The following is a 17,567-nucleotide window of genomic DNA, read 5'->3' on the forward strand; positions in this document are numbered from 1 at the left end:
TTGTCAGCTCCGTTCGCCGTCGAGAGCCCGGGACACGCGGTTCGCGGCCAGCACGACGGCCGCGACGGTCAAGCCCGGGAACGTGGTCATCCACCAAGCGGTGGCCAGGAAATTGCGTCCGCCGGCCACCAGCGCGCCCCACTCTGGGGTCGGCGGGCTCGCGCCGAAGCCGAGGAAGCTGAGCGCGGACACTTCGAGCACCGCCGTGCCGACCGTCACCGTCGCCAGCACCAGGACCGGCCCGAGCGCGTTCGGCAGCACGTGCCGCCCGAGCACCCCGGCCCAGCGCACCCCGGACGCCCGCGCCGCCTCCACGAACACCCCGGACCGCACCCGCAGCACCTCGGCCCGCATCAGCCGGGCGAACGCGGCGAGGTTCGCGACCCCGACGGCGATCGCGACGTTCGTGGTCCCGAACCCGAGCGCGGTCACCAGCGCCAGCGACAGCAGGATCGCCGGAACCGCCTGGAGCACGTCGACGATCCGCATCACGACCGCGTCGAGCCAGCCGCCGCGGAATCCGGCGAGCAGCCCCAGCGCGGATCCGGCGGCGAACGCGACGAGGACGGCGAGCACGGTCGCGCGCAGGGAGAGCCCGGCTCCGTGCACGACGCGGGCAAACACGTCGCGGCCGGTTTCGTCGGTGCCGAACAGGTGCGCGAGCGACGGGCCTTGGAGCCGTTCGGACGGGACGCCGGTGATCGGGTCCTGCCCGGTGAACAGCGCGGGCGCGAAGGCGGCGATGAGCACGGCGGCAAGGAGGAGCCCGGAGAGGATGAGGCCCGGTCGGCGGATCAGGAACCGTTGGGGGAGCACGGCTTCAGACATGCGCGGGCACCTCCTTGCGCACCGAGACGCGCGGGTCCAGCAGCGGATACACGAGGTCGACGACCAGGTTGAGCACCACGAAGAAGAACGCGGCGAGCACGATCACCGCCTGCACCACCGGAACGTCCTGCGCGGTGACCGCCGACGCGGTGACCCGGCCGAGACCGTCGCGGGAGAACACCGTTTCGGTCACCACCGAACCGGCCAGCAGATTGCCCGCGACGACGCCTACCAGGGTGAGCGCGGGCAGCCCGGCGTTGCGCAGCGCGTGTCCGAAATGGACCCGGCTGCGGCTCGCGCCCTTCGCCCGCACCACCTCGACGTACGGCTCGGCCAGCTGCGTTCGCAGGCTCTTCGCCAGCACCTGCGCGATGATCGCCCCGGTCGGCAGCGAGAGCGTGACCGCCGGGAGGATCAGCGACGCGAAGCCGGTCGACCCGAGCGCCGGGAACAGCCGAAGCTGGAACGAGAACAGCTGGATCAGCAGCAGCCCGACCCAGAACGTCGGCAGCGAGGTGCCCAGCGGCGGCAGCGAAAGCAGCGCCTGGCTCACCCAGCGGGCGCGGGTGAACGTGCCGAGCACCGCGATCCCGCCGCCGAAGACGATCGCGAGCACCAGCGCCAGCCCGGACACGGCGAGCGTCGGCGGCAACGCGCTGAGCACCTGGTGCGTCGCGTCGTCGCCGGTGGCCACCGAGGTGCCGAAGTCTCCGTGCAGCGCGGCGAAGAGGTGCTTGCCGTACTGCACGAGGACCGGATCGTCCAGCCCGTACTCGGCGCGCAGAGCGGCGATCTGCTCCGGCGACGCGCTGGGCCCGCCCTCGGCCGAGCCGAGTTTGGTCAGCACCGCGTCGCCGGGCAGCAGGTACAGGATGACGAACGACAGCGTGAACGCCGCCCACAGCACCACTACGGCCTGCAGGAGGCGGCGAAGCAGCGGAAAGCCTTTCACGAGCCCGAAACCCAGGCGTCGAACAGCTGCAGCCGCGAGGAAGCCTCGAAGCCGACGTCATGCGCGTTCGGGCCGACGCCGAGCACCTGCGTCAGCTCGAACACCGGGATCGAGTACGCCTGCTCCACGATGGTCCGCTGCGCTTTTTCCGCGGCCGGCTTGCGTTTCACGGCGTCGACGGTGGCCGACTGTTCGGCCAGCGACGCGTCGAGCGGGTTGTCGGCGGGCAGCTTGCTCCGGTTGTTCGTCTTCGTGGAGAACTGCTGGCGCAGGATGTCCGGATCGGCGCGGGTGACGTTGTACCAGAGGAAATCGTACTGGCCTGCCTGCTGCAGCCGGGTGACCTCGGAGTTGGTGTGCAGCTCGATCTTCAGGTCGAAGCCGATCTTGCGCAGCTGCTGCTGGAGCAGCTCCAGCACGCTCTGGTTCTGGTTGAACACCGCGGAGAACAGCACGGACGCGGACAGCCGCTGCCCGTTCTTCGTCCGGATGCCGTCCGGGCCGGGCACCCAGCCGTCGGACTGCAGCAGCGCCTGCGCGCCGGCCGGATCGTAGGCGAGTTCCTTCGACAGATCGGTGTACAGCGGCGTCGCGGAACCGAGGATGCTCGTGGCGGGCTTGTAGTTCGGGGTGAGCACGGTGCTGGTGACCTCGGGCCGGTTCACGCCCTTCGACACCGCCTGGCGCACCTTCTGATCAGTGAGGACGCCGCGGGTCACGTTCGCGTGCAGGTTGAACACGATGCCCGGATTCGGCCGCACCGGTTCGGAGAACCCGTTGCCGGAGAACTGCGGTTCGTCCACCGGCTGGACGTCGGTGATCGCGTCCAGCTGCCCGGACGTCAGGCTGCCCGACCGCACGCCCGGCTCGGGCACCACGCGGAAGTCGATCTTGTCGACGTACGCCTCGCCTTGATGCCGCCACAACGGCGAACCCCAGCGGTAGCCGGTCCGCTTGCTGAGCAGGATGTTCTGGTTCGGCTTCAGGCTGGTGAACACGAACGGACCGGAGCCGATCAGGCCGATGCCCTGGCAGCGCTGCTCGGCGGTGTGCCGGAACGCCGCGGGCGCGAGCACGCCGAGCGACATCGTGGAGCTGGCCTGCAGGAACTGCGCGCTGGGCTGGCTGAAGTCCAGCCGGACCGTCGTCGGGTCGACCACCGTCGCGCCGCGGTAGGCGGCCAGGTAGCTGGACCCGAGCAGGGCCTTCGCGCCGAGCGCCTTGATGCCGTCGAAGCTGGTCTTCACCGCGGCGGCGTCCACCGGGGAGCCGTCGGAGAACGTCGCGCCGGAGCGGAGGTGGAAGGTGAAGCTCGTGGAATCGGGGCTGACAGTCCAGCGGTCGGCGAGCCAGGGCGTGATCGCGCCGGTCTTCGGGTCCTGGTCGGTGAGCGAGTCGACCAGCTGGCGGCCGACGTTGACCGAGGCGTTGGTGCTGACCTGCTGCGGGTCGATGCAGTCCGGATTGGACGAGATGCCCAGCCGCAGCGTGCCGCCCGGGCGCGGGGGACCGGCGTCCTGCTGGCCGGTGCCGCCCGCCGTGCCGCAAGCGGCGAGCAGCAGCGGAAGGGCCAGCGCGGCGGCGAGACGGGACCGCGCGCGGGCAGGACGCGGAAGCCGGGACGGGGTGTGGCGGGGCACGGGATTCCTCCAGCGGGGACGGGACGGACGTGTCCAGCTCAACCGTTCGCGGCGGTTCGCTGAAGCCCGTCCCATCAGGTGAACCGCGTTCCCGGGATCCGGCCGCTCGCGTGGATTCCGGTTGACGCACAAGGGAAAGCGTGGCCCGCGCCCGCGTGATAGCCGGTGGGCTTTTGTTCGGCGAGGAGGTCCGGAGGGCGGGAACACACAGCGGAAAACCAGTTGCGCGGTGCCGAAGACTGGAGGGTATGGGTGGGGGCGGGTCGGCTTGGGTCCGGCTGCAAGCGGTGGCGGTGTCCGGTTCAACCTGTGAAGGGCTTCTGCTCGCGGCGCTGCCTTTGTTGGCCGTCTCGATCACCACCGACCCGCGTGCGGTGTCCTTGGTGAACGTGGCCGGGCAGGCACCGTGGCTGCTGCTTTCGCTGTTCGCCGGAGTAGTGATCGACCGGGTCCGCCGGACCACCGTGCTCGCTTCCGCCTACGCGGTGCAGATCGCCGCCGCGCTCACCTTGGCGCTGCTGGGTTCCACTGGCTCGCTGAGCCTCCCCGCGCTGCTGGCGGTGGCGTTCGTGCTCACGACGGCGCAGGTATTCGGCGACGGTGCGGCGGGTTCGGTGGTGCCCGAGGTCGTCGGGCCGGATCGGCTCAACATGGCCAATTCCCGGCTGCTGGTGATCGACCGCGGCCTGGTCCAGTTCGTGGTTCCGCCCGCGACCGGGCTGCTGATCGGGATCAGTGCGGGACTGCCCGCGTGGCTGGCCGCCGCCGCCGCATTCGTGGCTTTGCTGCTGGCGCGCGGGATTCCGTCGGCGAAGCCGGTGTACACGCCCGCGCATCCACTGAAGGACGCCACTGCCGGGCTGCGTTATCTGGTGGGCACGCCGCTGCTGCGGTCGATCACCATCACGGTCGGGCTGGGGTCGTTCGCGGCTGCGGCAGGCAACTCGATGCTCGTCCTCTACGCCACCAAGGAACTGCACCTCGGCCCGATCGGCTACGGCCTGCTGCTGGCCTGCCTGGCGGTCGGCTGGGTGGTGTCGTCGTTCTTCGTGGACGGGTTCGTGCGGCGCTTCGGCTACTCGGCGTCGATGCGGGTCGCGCAGGCCTGCGCGGTGCTGAGCCAGCTGCTGATCGCGATCGTGCCGCCGTGGCCGGTGCTGGTCGGGGCGGTGCTGATGTTCCTCACCGGGACGACGCTGATCTGGAACGTCTGCTCGCAGTCCAGCCGCCAGCGGTTCACGCCGCCGGAGCTGCTCGGCCGGGTGCTGACCAGCCATCGCGCGCTGGCGTGGGGACTGACCCCGCTGGGTGCGCTCGCCGGCGGTTTCGTGGCGGTGCACTGGAGCCTGCGGGGCGTGTGGGTGATGGCCGCGGCGGTGCAGCTGCTGGGGACGTCGCTGGTGTGGCGGCGGTTGTCGGCGGCGGCGTTCAAGGACGCGGAGGCCGCGATGGCGCGCTGAGGGCCGCTGCCAGGAACTGTCCGTCCGTGAGGGGAACCCTGAGGGACTCTGATTCCCTCAGGGTTCCCCTCACGGACCGGAAGGCGGGTAGCTGGCGGCGGGGTCAGGCGCGCTTCGGGAGTTTCCAGCCGGGCCGCGGGAAGTGGCAGGTGTAGCCGTTGGGGTAGTGCTGCAGGTAGTCCTGGTGCTCCGGCTCGGCTTCCCAGAAGTCGCCGGCGGGGGTCACTTCGGTGACGACTTTGCCGGGCCAGAGGCCGGAGGCGTCGACGTCCGCGATGGTGTCCTCAGCAATTCGCTTTTGCTCGTCGGTCGTGTAGAAGATGGCGGAGCGGTAGCTGGCGCCGATGTCGTTGCCCTGCCGGTTCTTCGTGCTGGGGTCGTGGACTTGGAAGAAGAATTCGAGCAGGGCGCGGAAGTCGGTTTGCGCGGGGTCGTAGGTGACTTCGATGGTTTCGGCGTGGGTGCCGTGGTTGCGGTAGGTGGCGTTCGGGACGTCGCCGCCGCTGTAGCCGACGCGGGTCGCGGTGACGCCGGGCTGGTGGCGGAACAGCTCCTCCATGCCCCAGAAACATCCGCCGGCCAGGATTGCCTTTTCCGTTGCCATGCCGCCTCCTCCGTGCTCGAGCTTCCGTCCCATGCTAGTCGCCGCGCAGCAGCCCCAGGACCAGGGCGAGCGGCGGCCACGCGTCCCGGCCGCGCCGGGTGCAGGCGAAGGCCCGCAGCCGGACGTCGGGCCCGGTCAGTGGCAGGACGGTGACGTCGGGGCGGGTCGGCCAGGACTCGGGCAGCAGGCCGACCCCGCCGCCCGCCGCGATCAGGTCCTGCACCAGGTCGAGGTTGTCCGCGCGGTGGGTGAACCGCGGCGCGAAACCGGCCATCGACGCCAGTGTCCCGACGACCGTCTCGTCCGCGCCGTTGCGGGAGTTGCCGATCCAGTCGTGGTCGCGGAACGCGGCGACCACCGCCAAAGCTCCGTCGCCTCGCACCCGGTTCGCCTCCGCGCGCGGCACGGCGAGGCCCCACGGCTCCGCCCACAGCGGACGGACGGCGAGCGACGGATCCGCGGTCGCGGGGGCGAGGTCGTAGTCGTAGGTGAGGGCGAGGTCGATGTCGTCGGTTCTCAGCTGTGCCAGCGCTTCCGCGGGTTCGTGCTCGCTGATCGTCAGGCGCACCTGCGGGTGCCGTTGGGCGAGCAGATCCGCGACCGGGAGGACGGCGTGCCGCACGCCGGTCCCGAATCCGGCAACGCGCACGGTTCCGGCGGGCTCGGCTTCGGGATCGAGGTCGACCCGGGCGGCCTCGACGGCGGCCAGGATCGTGACGGCGTGCTCGGCGAGCCGTCGCCCGGCGGGAGTGAGCCGCACGCGGCGGCCGTCCGGTTCGAGCAGTGCGACGCCCGTTTCCTTGGCCAGGACCGAGATCTGCTGGGAGACGGTGGACGTTGTGGTTTCGAGCACGTCCGCGACCGCGCGCATCGAGCCGAGCCGCGACAACTCGAGAAGGAACTGCAGCCTGCGAGTCTCCACCCGGTCATTGTTCACGATTCCTGGACGGTACGTCCAGGATTGGCACGTGGACACGAACGGTCTGGATGGGTTCTCCTGGTCGGCGTGCTTCCCTCCACTCCCCGGACCGGGGTCGTCCTCGCCGTCGGCGCCATGTTGTCCGTCCAGCTCGGCATGGCGGTTTCGGTCAGTCTCGCCAACCAGATCGGGCCGACTGGCGTCGCGTGGCTGCGGCTCGCGTGGGCCGGCGTGCTGCTGCTGGTGCTCGTACGGCCGCGGCCGTCGGCGTTCCGTCGCCCGGCGTTGCTGGCCTGTCTCGTGCTCGGCGTCGCCACAGCCGGGATGACGATCCTGTTCATGGTCGCCGCGACCCGGTTGCCGCTCGGAACGGCGAGCGCGCTGGAGTTTCTCGGCCCGCTGACCGTCGCGATCGTGCGAGGCCGCAGCGGAACCCGGCTGTGGCCGGTGCTGGCGGCGGCGGGCGTGGTGCTGCTGACCCAGCCGTGGCAGGGCGGGACCGACCTGATCGGCATCGGCTGCGCGCTCGCGGCGGCGGTCTGCTGGGGCGCCTACATCGTGCTGACGCAACGGGTCGGCGACGAGGTGTCGGGCCTGCGCGGGCTGGCAGTGTCGATGCCGGTGGCCGGTCTGGTCGCCACGGCCGTGCACGGTCCCGCTGTGGTCAGCCACGTGACCTGGCCGCTGGTGCTCGCCGGGCTCGGGCTCGCGGTGCTTGTGCCGGTGGTGCCGTTCAGCATGGAGATGCTGGCGCTGCGCCGGCTGACGGCCTCGGCGTTCGGGACGCTGATGAGCCTGGAACCGGCGATCGCGCTGGCGCTCGGGCTGATCGTGCTGCACCAGGTGCCGAACGTGGCCGCGGTGGCCGGGGTCGCATTCGTGGTGGCCGCGGGCATCGGCGCGGAACGGACCGGGGCGCGGGAACCAGTAGCGGTGTCGTGAGTGGCAATGCCGGTTCTAACCGGCATCGCCACTCACGACGTTTACGCTGGCGGCATGCAGGTGGAGATCTGGAGCGATGTCGTGTGCCCGTGGTGCTACCTCGGGAAGGCGCGGTTCGAGAAGGCGCTGGCCGGGTTCGCGCACCGGGACGAGGTGACCGTGACGTACCGGTCGTTCGAGCTGGACCCCGGGAAGACCGGGACCGAGCCGTTGCTGGACATGCTCACCGCGAAGTACGGGCCGCAGGCCGCGGAAATGGAACAGCGGGTCGCCGGGCTCGCGGAGGCGGAAGGGCTCGGCTACCGGACCGACCGGGAGATCGGCAACACCTTCGACGCGCACCGGCTGATGCACCTTGCCCGCGAAAAGGGCCTGGAGAACGAGATGGTGTCGGCGTTGTTCCGCGCGAATTTCGCCGAAGCCCGCGCGGTGTTCACCAGCAGTGTGCTGGCCGACGTCGCCGAGGAAGCCGGTTTGCCGCGCGCCGAGGCCGAAGCCGTGCTGGCCGACCCGGCGCGCTATGCGGACGCGGTCCGCGCCGAGGAGCGGGAAGCGGCGCAGCTGGGCGCGTCCGGGGTGCCGTTTTTCGTGCTGGGACGGCGGTTCGGCGTCTCCGGCGGGCAGTCGGTGGAGGTGTTCGCGCAGGCGCTGGAACAGGCCTGGGAGGCCGCTTCCGCCTGAGGCGCTACTCGAACTTGCTGAGCCGGTTCAGCAGCCGTTCGAGCACCTGCGGGTCGGCGGTGACGGGTTCGCCGGAGACGGGCTCGTCGACCAGCGTGCGCCGGTCGCCCCGGCGCGGCAGCCGGACCTGCCCGGCCGAAATCCCGCCGGGCAGCGGCAGTTCGCACCACGTGGTGCGCCCGCGCGGCCCGGGCCGCACACCGATCCGCTCGTCGCGCGGCGGGCTCGGGGCGACGAGGTCGTCGTCCACCTCGACGACGAGCCGGTCGCCGCGCAGCTGCAGCCGGACGGTCACGAAGGCGGGCGCGGACGGGCTGCTCTGGTCGACGACGTCCCCGACCAGCCGCACGGCGGCGTTCGTGACCTGGTCCAGCATCGGCATCAGGGACCAGTCGGTCAGGATCAGGCGGACGAACAGCTCGGTGCACGGGACCGCGCTCGGCTGCGCCACCAGCCGGAGGTCGTCCACCTGGGTAGTGCGCGTGCTCAAGCGTCACCTTCCTCCTCGGCGAGCGGTCCGATCGGCCGGGACCGTGCGGGCATCATGCCACCGCCGCCGGACCGCTCTGCGGCGGGAGGGCGGTGTAGGGGAGAACCGCAGGTCACGGCGTCCACTGTGGAACTCCTATGCTGAGCCGATGTCGGCAGAGTCGGCCCGGTGGGCGATCCAGGACTTGATCATGACCTACGCCGCGCGCATCGACGCGGGCGACCTCGCCGGGGTGGGCGAGCTGTTCCGCGAGGGAACCCTGCACAGCGGCGGCGCCCGGACCGGACGGGAGGCGGTGGAGAACTGGTTCCGCGCCATCCTGGTCATCCACCCGGACGGCACCCCGAGGACCCGGCACGTGACGACGAACGTCCGGATCACGGCCGGCGAGGACACGGCCTCGGCGCACAGCTATTTCACGGTTTTCCAAGCCGCGGAAGGACTTCCGCTGCAGCCGATCGCGGCCGGGCACTACGACGACCGGTTCGTGCGGCGCGACGGGGAGTGGCGGTTCGCGGAACGGACGCCGGTGCTGCACCTGACCGGGGACCTGACGCGGCACCTCCGGATGGAGGTGGTGCGGGCGGCCGGTTCCGGAAGCTGAACGGGCGGTTTTCGCGCCGGGCACGAGAAACGCTCGCCGGTCACGGGAGAGCTGGCGGGAGATCCGCTCGACCGGACCGCTCCGGTCCCCGCGGAACCGCCCCAATGCCACATTGGGTGCGTGGCACGCACCGAACGCCGCATTGGGTGCATCTGACGCACCCAATGCCACATTGGGGCGTTCCGGTGCCAAGCGGGCGGCGCGCACTCCTGCCCGGCCCGCCGGCCGACAACGGGACCGCCGCCCGCGCACCGAAAACGCCCGCAACGGGACCGCGGCCCCGCACCGGAAACTCAGTCCCGTTTGCCGAGCTTCCGCCGCAGCCCCCGCCCGGCGGCGAGCGTCGGGAAGGCCAGCAGCGCGCCCGCCCCGAGCGGGATTCCCTGCTGCCACGCGGGTGCGCCGAGCGCGGCGGGCACGGCGGGCGCGGCCTGCGGGTCGTGGTCGCTGACCCCGCCCCAGCGCGACGGCGGCAGGACGATCACCCGGGCCTTGCCGATGACGTCGTCCACCGGGACGGTGCCGTTCAGCCCGCCGCCGCCCTGGCAGCGGGAGTCGCACGAGTTCTCGCGGTTGTCGCCCATCACCCACAGGCTGCCCTGCGGGACGGTGACCGGGGCGAACGTCTGCCGCACCGACGGCGGCTGGTCGAGCCAGTGGATGTAGGGCTCGTCGAGGGGTTTGCCGTCGACCAGGACGCGGCCCTGCGGATCGCAGCACTGCACGGTCTGCCCGCCGACGGCGATCACTCGCTTCACGAAGTCGCGCTCGTCCGGCGGCGCGAAGCCGATGAGCGAACCGAGGCCGCGCACCGTCTTCGTGAAGAAGTTGCCCGACTCCTGCGGGGCGATCTCGTTCGCGTTCCACGACTGCGGGCCGCGGAACACGATGACGTCGCCCGGCGACGGGTCGGTGAAATCGTAGGTGACGCGGTCCACGACGACCCGGTCGCCGAAGCAGCCGTCGCATCCGTGCAGCGTCGACTCCATCGACGCCGACGGGATCAGGAACACCTTCGCGACGAACTGCTGGATCAGGATCGTCAGCACCAGCGCGATCCCGATCAGGATCGGCAGCTCCTGCCAGAAGGGCCGCTTCCGCCTGCCCTTCCGGGGCGGCTCGCCCGCTTCGGGACGCTCGGATCCGGGCTCGCCGGCGGCAGGGGAATGGGGGATCGGGTCGGCCACGCCGCCAGGCTACCCAGATCCGCGCGCCGGACGGCGGACCGCGCGCGGCCACGATCGGGGGTCGTGCCGATGACCGGGACGCCAACCGGAGATTTCGCCCTCGGGGAAGGAAAACGGGCCGGAACCGCGGGTGCGGTCCGGAATCCGGGGGAAGCCGGGGCGGCGGGACGGGATTCGGTGCGGCCGAGAGGGGACGCCGACGAGGCAGTGTCCGAGACGCGGCAGCGCTTGCCGAGCGCCCTCCAGCCTTGACCGCAGGCGTCACCGAGGCAGCGCCTCCAGCTGCCGGATGAAGTCCGTGACCCGATGTCCCCACGTGTACCGGCTGCGCACCAGCTCGTACGCGTTCCCCCGGATCGCCTCCGCCAGCGCCGGGTCGCTTTCGAGGCGGCGTAATCCGTCCGCCAGCGCCGCGGGGGACCGCGGGGCGGCGAGGAGCCCGGTGCCGCCGTCGTCCACCAGCGAGGCGAGCGGGCCGACGGCCGTGGCGATAACCGGCACCCGGCTCGCCCACGCTTCGAGCAGCACGGTCGGGAAGGCGTCGTTCGGGCTGGTGGGACAGAGGACGACCGACCGAGCGCTCCGCAGGGCCCGGAATTTCGCCGCACCGCTGAGATTTCCGGCGAAGGTGACATTGCCGGCGATGCCGAGTTTCCGGGCGTAAACACGTTTGCGGAAACGCGGCGAGTTCCCGGGCGAGCGCGATCGCGGCGGGCAGCGCCTGCCCGGCGGGCACGACGCGATTCGCCAATCCGATCCGGTGCGCCTCCGCCGCGTCCACCGGACGTCCGGTCAGCACCAGATCGAGCGCGTGGCTCCGGCCGATCAGCCGGGGCAGCCGGACGGTGCCGCCGTCGATCAACGGGACTCCCCAGCGGCGGCAGAACACGCCGAACACCGCTGTCTCGTCCGCGATCCGCAGGTCGGCCCAGATCGCCAGTTCCAGCCCGCCCGCGACGGCGTGCCCGGACACCGCCGCGAGCACCGGCTTCCGCAGCCGCATGCGGGTCGGGCCCATCGGGCCGTCGCCGTCCGGTTCGGTCCGGTTGCCGCGGCCCTCGCTCACCGCCTTGAGATCGGCCCCGGCGCAGAAGGTCCCGCCGACGCCGTACAGCACCGCGTCCGAGGCGTCCGAGGCGTCGAACTCCCGGAACGCGTCCGCGAGCGCCTCGGCGGTCGCGCGGTCGACGGCGTTGCGCCGCTCCGGCCGGTTGATGCCGATAGTGGTGACCGGGCCGGCCTCCTCGGGAAGAAGCGGGTGTCCCGGCAGCATGCCAACGCCCCGTAGGCTCCGGCGGGGAGATCGGCACGGGAAGGGAACTGCGGAATGGACGCCGAAAGCCTGGCCGCGTTCGGGTTCGAGCTGGGAGTGCTCAAGCGGGTGCGCCGCGCGGGCTGGTGGCAGGCCGGGGTCCGCGACCCGGAATCGGTGGCCGAGCACAGCCTCCGGGCGGCGCAGCTGGCCGCGCTGCTCGCCGCCGAGGAAGGCGCGGTTCCCGAGCGCGCGGCGTATCTCGCGCTGTGGCACGACACCCAGGAGACCCGCACCGGCGACCTGCCGCACACCGCCGCGCCGTACCTGACGAAGCCGCAGCCGAGGGCGATCACGGCGGACCAGACGGCGAGCCTCCCGCATGCGGCGGCGGAAACCGTGCGGGCGGCGGTGGACGAGTACGAAACGCGCGAATCGCCCGAGGCCCGCTGCGCGAAGGACGCCGACAAACTCGAAATGTTGTTCCAGGCGCTCGAATACCGGGCGACCGGAGTATCCACAGTGGACGAATGGCTCGCTTCGGCGCAGGCCGGGCTCTTCACCGAGACCGCGCGTCGCGTCGCCGAGGCCGCGCTGGCGACGTCGCCGCTGGCGTGGCGGTCTCGTTAACTATCACCCACATGGGCGCATTTCTGGTTTAAAACTGTCCTCCCTGGGAAAGATCCAAAGTACGACCGTCTCGGGGAGGCACCGGATGAACCGGAAAATCACGGCAGTGCTGGCCAGTATCGCGGCGATGGCGGCGACGATCGGATTCGCGGCGAGTGCGGAGGCGGCGGGGCCCCCGTGCGGCGCCAAGGCGAAAGCCTGCTTGAAGCTGTCCGCGAACACGGCGTGGCTGATGAACAACGGCAAGGTCACCCGCGGCGGCGTGCGCGTGACCGTCGGCAAGCCCGCGTACCCGACTCCGGTCGGCACGTTCCGCGTGCAGTACAAGGACATCGACCACTACAGCAAGCAGTTCAACGGCCCGATGCCGTACTCGGTCTTCTTCACGAAGACCGGGGTGGCGTTCCACCAGGGCAGCCTGAAGGTTCAGTCGCACGGCTGCGTCCACCTGTCGCACGCCGACGCGGTGGCCTTCTTCAACACGTTGCAGCCGGGCGACGTGGTCCAGGTCGTGCGGTAATCACCCGACAGGGACCGGCCGCCGCAGTGCTTGCCTGCGCAGGCGGCCGAATCCCCTCGGGTTGTTGAGCCCGAACACGGCCACCGTCCGGCCGTCGCGGTGGTAGGTGGCGAGGAAGGACTCGTCGTCCGGGCCGCCGTCGGCGAAGCGCACCTCGTCTTCGGGGGACGGGTGCCCGGCGAGCTGGAGAGTCCCCGCGTACTGATCGGACCAGACGTAGCCGCTCGGCTCGTACTCCCGGACCACCTGCCCGGCCATCAGATTGGCGACCGCGACCGAAGCCTGCTCGGTGGCGTTCGTCCAATGCTCGTGCCGGGTGCCCGCCGGTCCGTACGCCGCGACGTCGCCCGCGGCGACCACATTCGGCAGCGAAGTGACCAGACCGGCATTGGTGCGCACGCCGTTGCCGACCGCCAGCCCGGAGCCGTCGAGCCAGTCGGCCGCCGGGACCATGCCGATCCCGGCGACGACGATGTCAGCGGGCAGCACCTCGCCGGTCTCCAGCTGCACTCCGGTGACGCGGCCGTCCAGCGTGGAAAGCCCGGCGACCGAAGCGCCGCAGCGAAGAGCGACCCCGTTCCGCCCGTGCAGCCGGGCGCAGATCGACCCGAGTTCCGGACCCAGCACGCGCGCCATCGGCGTCGGCAGCGCCTCCAAAACGGTGACGTCCAAACCCAAGCCGCAGCACGTCGAAGCCACCTCGGCCCCGATGAAGCCGCCGCCGACGATCACCACGCGCGCGCCAGGAACCAGCTCCTCGCGGAGGGCGAGCGCGTCGTCGAGAGTGCGCAGAACATGAACTCCGGCAACGGATTCCGTCCCCGGCAAGGCGCGAGCACGGCCGCCGGTCGCGAGGACGACGCCGTCTGCTTCCAGCTCCCCGTCGGAGAGGACCAGGCGCCCGGTCGACGGGTCGAGCCGTTCCGCGCGGGTGCCGAGCCGGACGTCCAGCGAGGCGAGATCGTCGGCGTCGAGCAGGTCCAGCGACTCGCGCGACGCGGTGCCGGCCAGGAACGCCTTCGACAGCGGAGGCCGGTCGTAGGGGAGATGCGGCTCCTCGCCGACGAGCACCACCCGGCCGTCGAACCCCTGTGCGCGCAGTTCCTGCGCGGCGCGGGCGCCGGCGAGCGAAGCGCCGACGATCGCGACCGTTTTCACGCAGCGTCCTCGGCGGCGTCGGCGAGCACGTAGATCACGCCCGCGTCGACCTGCACCTCGTACGTGCGCACCGGCTGTTTGGCGGGCAGGCAGGACGGCATCCCGGTGCGCAGGTCGAAGAGCGCCGCGTGCAGCGGGCACTCCACGAAGCAGCCTTCGAGCCAGCCGTCGGCCAGTGACGCGTCTTGGTGGGTGCAGGTGTCCCCGATCGCATACAGCTCGCCGTCGGCGTTGAAGACGGCGATGGGCTCGGGCCCCGCGATCCGGACGGACTCGCCCGGGGGCAGTTCGTCCACAGTGCACGCGCGCAGCATTGATTCCTCCGAAAGCTGGGACTGTTGCGTATTGAGGAACACCCGACGTGATACGCAACAGAGTCTGAGTGCGCCGGAGGGGCGCCGTCAAGAGGTTCCGGGGTCGAGTTTTGCGGAGCGGCGTTCCGGGTGAATGCCGTGGTCGAAGGCGGTTCCGGCGAACGGGTGCGGGCCACGGAAGGGTGCTTGACAGCGCCCCGGCGGACCCGCATCTTGTTCCGGAGAGGGCAACAAGACGCGTAATACGCAACATCGACCGTGTTCGAGAGGAGCCCTGCCGGTGACCGCCATCGACCTCCCGCAGAGCCTGCTGCCGACTCTGCCCGGGCCGCACTACACCGACCCGGCGGTCTTCGCCCGGGAGCAGGAGCGGATCTTCGAAGCGGGCTGGTTCTGCGCGGTGCGCAGTGCCGACCTGTCGTCGCCCGGTTCGTTCGAGACCGTGCAGATCGGCCGCGAAAGCGTGCTGATCGCCCGCGGCCGCGACGGAGCCCTGCGCGCGTTCCTGAACGTCTGCCGCCACCGGGGCGCGCGGCTGTGCACCGACGAGAAAGGCTCGGTGAAGCGCGCGTTCCAGTGCATGTACCACGCCTGGACCTACGGCCTCGACGGAAAGCTAGTGGCCGCGCCGAATCTCACCGGAATGCCGGACGTCGACCGCGTCGAGTACGGCCTGACCCGGCTGCACCTGCGCGAATGGCTTGGCTACGCCTGGGTTTGCCTCGCCGAGGACCCACCGTCCTTTGCGGACACTGTGCTCGCCGACGTGAGCGCCCGGCTCGGCGGGCCGGGCGAGATCGAGGCGTACGGCATCGAGAATCTGGCGCTGGGCCGGCGGATCGAGTACGACGTGCGCGCGAACTGGAAGCAGATCATCGAGAACTTCATGGAGTGCTACCACTGCGCGACCATCCACCCTGAACTCACCGAGGTGCTCCCGGAGTTCGCGGACGGGTACGCCGCGCAGTACTACGTCGGCCACGGCGCGGAATTCGGCTCGGACGTCACCGGGTTCACTGTAGACGGAGGCGACGGGCTGCCGCGGCTGCCGGGCGTCGGCGAGCACCAGGACCGGCGGTACTACGCGATCACGATCCGGCCGCAGGTATTCGTGAACCTGGTGCCCGACCACGTGATCGTGCACCGGATGTTCCCGCTGGCCCCGGACCGCACGCTGGTCCGCTGCGACTGGCTGTACCTGCCGGAGGTGGTCGCCTCGGGTGCGGACCTGGACCGGTCGGTCGAACTGTTCCACCGGGTCAACCAGCAGGATTTCGAGGCGTGCGAACGATGTCAGCAAGCGATGGGCTCCCGCGCGTACGCCAAGGGCGGCGTGCTGGTGCCGAGCGAACACCACATCGGCGAGTTCCACGACTGGGTGCGCTCGAAGGCCGGGGAGTCCTAGATGAGCGCGCGGATCGCCTTCTCGAAGCCGGTCACGTGGTCGAGCGTCAGCGCCGAAGCCTTCTTCGCGTCCCCCTCGACGATCGCCGTCAGCAGCGGCGAATGCTCGTCCACGTGCCCGGCCATGCCGCGCAGCCGGGGGAGGAACACGCACCAGATCCGCGTGGCGAGGTTGTCGTAATGGATCAGCGTGTCCTCGAAGAACGGATTGTGCACGCAGGCGTAGATCGCGCGGTGCAGCTCAAGGTCCGTCCGCAGCAGTTCGGCGTTTTCCTTCGACGGCGCGGAATCCAGCTGATCGCGCAGCTCCGCCAGGCGCGCCCGGTCGGCGTCGGTCGCGCGGGTGGCGGCGGACGCGGCGGCCGTCGGTTCGAGGGTGCGCCGGACCTCGGAGATGTGCGCGAGGTCGGAGATGTTGACGTCGGTGGCGAACGTGCCGCGCCGCGGGTACGCCACCACCAGGCGCTCGGTCTCCAGGCGTTTCAGCGCTTCGCGGATCGGCGTGCGGCCCATGCCGAGCGCGGTGCCCGCCCATTCCTCGTTGATCGGGTCGCCCGGCTTGATGTCGAGCATGACGAGACGGTCGCGCAGGAACTCGTAGGCGCGTTCGGCCAGCGACGGGGCGGCGGCCGGGATGACGTGGTTGACCGGGGTGCTCACCCGCCCTACTCTACAGCGCAGATTGATATATCAGTAGTCGACCAGTTGTCGCACGCGGGAGGCCAGCCGGAATGACCACGACGGACCAGCCCCGTCCCCCGGGCGCGGACCTGCCGGAGCACCCGGATTTCCTGTGGCGCGACCCGGAGCCGCGGCGCGCGTACGACGTCGTGGTGGTGGGCGGCGGCGGGCACGGCCTCGCGACCGCGTACTACCTCGCGAAGGTGCACGGCATCACGAACGTCGCGGTGCTGGAGAAGGGCTGGCTCGCCGGCGGGAACATGGCTCGCAACACGACGATCATCCGCTCCAACTACCTGTGGGACGAAAGCTCCGGCATCTACGAACACTCGCTCAAGCTGTGGGAAGGCCTCGAAGAAGACCTCGGCTACCCGATCCTGCTCAGCCAGCGCGGCGTGCTCAACCTCGCGCACAGCCTGCAGGACGTCCGCGACAGCGTGCGCCGGGTGAACGCCAACCGGCTCAACGGGATCGACGCGGAATGGGTCGACGCGGACGGGGTCAAGGAACTCTGCCCGATCGTCAACACCTCCCCGGACGTGCGCTACCCGGTGCTCGGCGCGACCTACCAGCCGCGCGCCGGGATCGCGAAACACGATTACGTGGCTTGGGGTTTCGCCCGCGCGGCGGCCGGGATGGGCGTCGACCTGATCCAGAACTGCCAGGTCACCGGCATCGAGACGCGGGACGGCAAGGTCGTCGCGGTCGAGACGAGCCGGGGCCGGATCGCCGCCGGGAAGGTCGCGCTGTGCGCGGCCGGGCACAGTTCGGTGCTGGCGAAGATGGCCGGGATCGACCTGCCGCTGGTGTCGCATCCGCTGCAGGCGCTCGTGTCGGAACTGCTCGAACCGGTGCACCCGACGGTGGTGATGTCGAATGCCGTGCACGTCTACGTTTCCCAGGCGCACAAGGGAGAACTCGTGATGGGCGCGGGCATCGACTCCTACGCCGGCTACGGCCAGCGCGGCGCCTTCCACATCATCGAGGACCAGATGGCCGCCGCGCTGGAGCTGTTCCCGGTGTTCGCGCGGGCGCATCTCCTGCGGACCTGGGCGGGCATCGTCGACGTGACCCCGGACGCGTCGCCGATCATCGGGCTGACCCCGGTGGAGAACCTCTATCTCAACTGCGGCTGGGGGACCGGCGGGTTCAAGGCCACGCCGGGCGTCGGCGACTGCTTCGCGCACACCGTCGCGAAGGGCAAGCCGCATCCGTACGCCGAACCGTTCACCCTCGACCGGTTCACCACCGGCGCGCTCGTCGACGAGCACGGCGCCGCCGCCGTCGCGCATTAGGAGCCC

19 protein-coding genes and 1 pseudogene are annotated in these 17,567 nt (G+C 70.9%); 8 read left to right on the plus strand and 12 right to left on the minus strand.

What is annotated here, in order from left to right; translation table 11 throughout:
• Positions 1 to 3: 3 nt before the first annotated feature.
• From ACFSVL_RS45150 to ACFSVL_RS45160, 3 genes are read right to left on the minus strand one after another with little or no spacing between them, the layout of a single operon-like run.
• Complete coding sequence (locus ACFSVL_RS45150; protein ID WP_378314111.1) at positions 4 to 828, minus strand: ABC transporter permease; 825 nt, start codon at positions 826 to 828, stop codon at positions 4 to 6.
• Positions 821 to 1,780: an ABC transporter permease gene (locus ACFSVL_RS45155; RefSeq protein WP_378314113.1), complete on the minus strand. Its 960-nt coding sequence runs from the start codon at positions 1,778 to 1,780 to the stop codon at positions 821 to 823. Before ACFSVL_RS45155 ends, ACFSVL_RS45150 begins: the two co-directional genes overlap by 8 nt.
• Positions 1,777 to 3,354 carry an ABC transporter substrate-binding protein gene (locus ACFSVL_RS45160; protein ID WP_378314206.1) on the minus strand — a complete coding sequence of 526 codons (1,578 nt, stop codon included), beginning with the start codon at positions 3,352 to 3,354 and terminating at the stop codon, positions 1,777 to 1,779. The genes ACFSVL_RS45155 and ACFSVL_RS45160 overlap by 4 nt, the downstream gene beginning before the upstream one ends.
• Positions 3,355 to 3,668: 314 nt before the next feature.
• Here ACFSVL_RS45160 and ACFSVL_RS45165 point away from each other — a divergent pair, with 314 nt between their 5' ends.
• On the plus strand, positions 3,669 to 4,880 hold the full coding sequence (locus tag ACFSVL_RS45165) for an MFS transporter (protein ID WP_378314115.1): 1,212 nt from the start codon (positions 3,669 to 3,671) through the stop codon (positions 4,878 to 4,880).
• Positions 4,881 to 4,983: 103 nt separating this feature from the next.
• Here the strand turns inward: ACFSVL_RS45165 and msrA are convergent, their stop codons facing one another.
• Positions 4,984 to 5,484, minus strand: a complete 501-nt coding sequence (msrA, locus tag ACFSVL_RS45170; RefSeq protein WP_378314116.1) for a peptide-methionine (S)-S-oxide reductase MsrA — start codon at positions 5,482 to 5,484, stop codon at positions 4,984 to 4,986.
• A gap of 34 nt (positions 5,485 to 5,518) precedes the next feature.
• Positions 5,519 to 6,406 carry a LysR family transcriptional regulator gene (locus ACFSVL_RS45175; RefSeq protein WP_378314117.1) on the minus strand — a complete coding sequence of 296 codons (888 nt, stop codon included), beginning with the start codon at positions 6,404 to 6,406 and terminating at the stop codon, positions 5,519 to 5,521.
• A gap of 84 nt (positions 6,407 to 6,490) precedes the next feature.
• On the opposite strand from ACFSVL_RS45175, the gene ACFSVL_RS45180 reads away from it, so the two are divergent.
• Together ACFSVL_RS45180 and ACFSVL_RS45185 are read left to right on the plus strand one after the other, a co-directional pair.
• On the plus strand, positions 6,491 to 7,345 hold the full coding sequence (locus ACFSVL_RS45180) for an EamA family transporter (protein WP_378314119.1): 855 nt from the start codon (positions 6,491 to 6,493) through the stop codon (positions 7,343 to 7,345).
• A 54-nt stretch (positions 7,346 to 7,399) separates the two neighbouring features.
• A complete protein-coding gene (locus tag ACFSVL_RS45185) occupies positions 7,400 to 8,026 on the plus strand; it encodes a DsbA family oxidoreductase (RefSeq protein WP_378314121.1) in 627 nt (208 codons plus the stop codon).
• A gap of 4 nt (positions 8,027 to 8,030) precedes the next feature.
• Here ACFSVL_RS45185 and ACFSVL_RS45190 read toward each other — a convergent pair whose 3' ends face one another.
• On the minus strand, positions 8,031 to 8,516 hold the full coding sequence (locus ACFSVL_RS45190; RefSeq protein ID WP_378314123.1) for an ATP-binding protein: 486 nt from the start codon (positions 8,514 to 8,516) through the stop codon (positions 8,031 to 8,033).
• Positions 8,517 to 8,664: 148 nt separating this feature from the next.
• Between ACFSVL_RS45190 and ACFSVL_RS45195 the strand changes: the two genes are divergently transcribed.
• A complete protein-coding gene (locus ACFSVL_RS45195) occupies positions 8,665 to 9,120 on the plus strand; it encodes a nuclear transport factor 2 family protein (RefSeq protein WP_378314125.1) in 456 nt (151 codons plus the stop codon).
• Between the two features lie 293 nt (positions 9,121 to 9,413).
• Here the strand turns inward: ACFSVL_RS45195 and lepB are convergent, their stop codons facing one another.
• The 3 genes and pseudogenes from lepB to ACFSVL_RS45210 all read right to left on the minus strand — a co-directional run.
• Positions 9,414 to 10,307 carry a signal peptidase I gene (lepB, locus tag ACFSVL_RS45200; RefSeq protein WP_378314126.1) on the minus strand — a complete coding sequence of 298 codons (894 nt, stop codon included), beginning with the start codon at positions 10,305 to 10,307 and terminating at the stop codon, positions 9,414 to 9,416.
• A 261-nt stretch (positions 10,308 to 10,568) separates the two neighbouring features.
• On the minus strand, positions 10,569 to 11,051 hold the full coding sequence (locus ACFSVL_RS45205) for a glycosyltransferase family 4 protein (protein ID WP_378314208.1): 483 nt from the start codon (positions 11,049 to 11,051) through the stop codon (positions 10,569 to 10,571).
• Positions 10,960 to 11,580 (minus strand): annotated as a pseudogene (locus ACFSVL_RS45210) (crotonase/enoyl-CoA hydratase family protein); the annotation flags it as partial. The gene ACFSVL_RS45205 and the pseudogene ACFSVL_RS45210, both read right to left, overlap by 92 nt.
• A gap of 54 nt (positions 11,581 to 11,634) precedes the next feature.
• On the opposite strand from ACFSVL_RS45210, the gene ACFSVL_RS45215 reads away from it, so the two are divergent.
• Positions 11,635 to 12,189 carry an HD domain-containing protein gene (locus ACFSVL_RS45215; protein WP_378314128.1) on the plus strand — a complete coding sequence of 185 codons (555 nt, stop codon included), beginning with the start codon at positions 11,635 to 11,637 and terminating at the stop codon, positions 12,187 to 12,189.
• A gap of 85 nt (positions 12,190 to 12,274) precedes the next feature.
• The gene (locus ACFSVL_RS45220; RefSeq protein WP_378314130.1) at positions 12,275 to 12,709 is read left to right on the plus strand and encodes a L,D-transpeptidase; all 435 of its coding nucleotides are present in this window, start codon (positions 12,275 to 12,277) and stop codon (positions 12,707 to 12,709) included.
• Here ACFSVL_RS45220 and ACFSVL_RS45225 read toward each other — a convergent pair whose 3' ends face one another.
• Positions 12,710 to 13,867, minus strand: coding sequence for an NAD(P)/FAD-dependent oxidoreductase (locus tag ACFSVL_RS45225; RefSeq protein ID WP_378314132.1), 1,158 nt, complete (start codon positions 13,865 to 13,867; stop codon positions 12,710 to 12,712). It abuts the gene before it with no gap.
• Positions 13,864 to 14,181, minus strand: a complete 318-nt coding sequence (locus ACFSVL_RS45230) for a bifunctional 3-phenylpropionate/cinnamic acid dioxygenase ferredoxin subunit (protein ID WP_378314134.1) — start codon at positions 14,179 to 14,181, stop codon at positions 13,864 to 13,866. Before ACFSVL_RS45230 ends, ACFSVL_RS45225 begins: the two co-directional genes overlap by 4 nt.
• A 280-nt stretch (positions 14,182 to 14,461) precedes the next feature.
• Here ACFSVL_RS45230 and ACFSVL_RS45235 point away from each other — a divergent pair, with 280 nt between their 5' ends.
• A complete protein-coding gene (locus ACFSVL_RS45235; protein ID WP_378314136.1) occupies positions 14,462 to 15,586 on the plus strand; it encodes an aromatic ring-hydroxylating oxygenase subunit alpha in 1,125 nt (374 codons plus the stop codon).
• Here ACFSVL_RS45235 and ACFSVL_RS45240 read toward each other — a convergent pair.
• A complete protein-coding gene (locus tag ACFSVL_RS45240; protein ID WP_378314137.1) occupies positions 15,583 to 16,245 on the minus strand; it encodes a GntR family transcriptional regulator in 663 nt (220 codons plus the stop codon). The genes ACFSVL_RS45235 and ACFSVL_RS45240 overlap by 4 nt on opposite strands.
• 71 nt (positions 16,246 to 16,316) lie before the next feature.
• On the opposite strand from ACFSVL_RS45240, the gene ACFSVL_RS45245 reads away from it, so the two are divergent.
• Positions 16,317 to 17,561 carry a sarcosine oxidase subunit beta family protein gene (locus tag ACFSVL_RS45245; protein WP_378314138.1) on the plus strand — a complete coding sequence of 415 codons (1,245 nt, stop codon included), beginning with the start codon at positions 16,317 to 16,319 and terminating at the stop codon, positions 17,559 to 17,561.
• Positions 17,562 to 17,567: the final 6 nt, after the last annotated feature.

Source organism: Amycolatopsis silviterrae, from assembly GCF_042684085.1.
GTDB classification, from domain to species: Bacteria; Actinomycetota; Actinomycetes; order Mycobacteriales; family Pseudonocardiaceae; genus Amycolatopsis; species Amycolatopsis silviterrae.

Coding starts and splice junctions, on each gene's coding strand:
- ACFSVL_RS45230 (WP_378314134.1), bottom strand. CDS start 14,181: ATGCTGCGCGCGTGCACTGTGGACGAACTGCCCCCGGGCGAGTCCGTC.
- ACFSVL_RS45215 (WP_378314128.1), top strand. CDS start 11,635: ATGGACGCCGAAAGCCTGGCCGCGTTCGGGTTCGAGCTGGGAGTGCTC.
- ACFSVL_RS45185 (WP_378314121.1), top strand. CDS start 7,400: ATGCAGGTGGAGATCTGGAGCGATGTCGTGTGCCCGTGGTGCTACCTC.
- ACFSVL_RS45195 (WP_378314125.1), top strand. CDS start 8,665: ATGTCGGCAGAGTCGGCCCGGTGGGCGATCCAGGACTTGATCATGACC.
- ACFSVL_RS45150 (WP_378314111.1), bottom strand. CDS start 828: ATGTCTGAAGCCGTGCTCCCCCAACGGTTCCTGATCCGCCGACCGGGC.
- msrA (WP_378314116.1), bottom strand. CDS start 5,484: ATGGCAACGGAAAAGGCAATCCTGGCCGGCGGATGTTTCTGGGGCATG.
- ACFSVL_RS45165 (WP_378314115.1), top strand. CDS start 3,669: ATGGGTGGGGGCGGGTCGGCTTGGGTCCGGCTGCAAGCGGTGGCGGTG.
- ACFSVL_RS45220 (WP_378314130.1), top strand. CDS start 12,275: ATGAACCGGAAAATCACGGCAGTGCTGGCCAGTATCGCGGCGATGGCG.
- ACFSVL_RS45245 (WP_378314138.1), top strand. CDS start 16,317: ATGACCACGACGGACCAGCCCCGTCCCCCGGGCGCGGACCTGCCGGAG.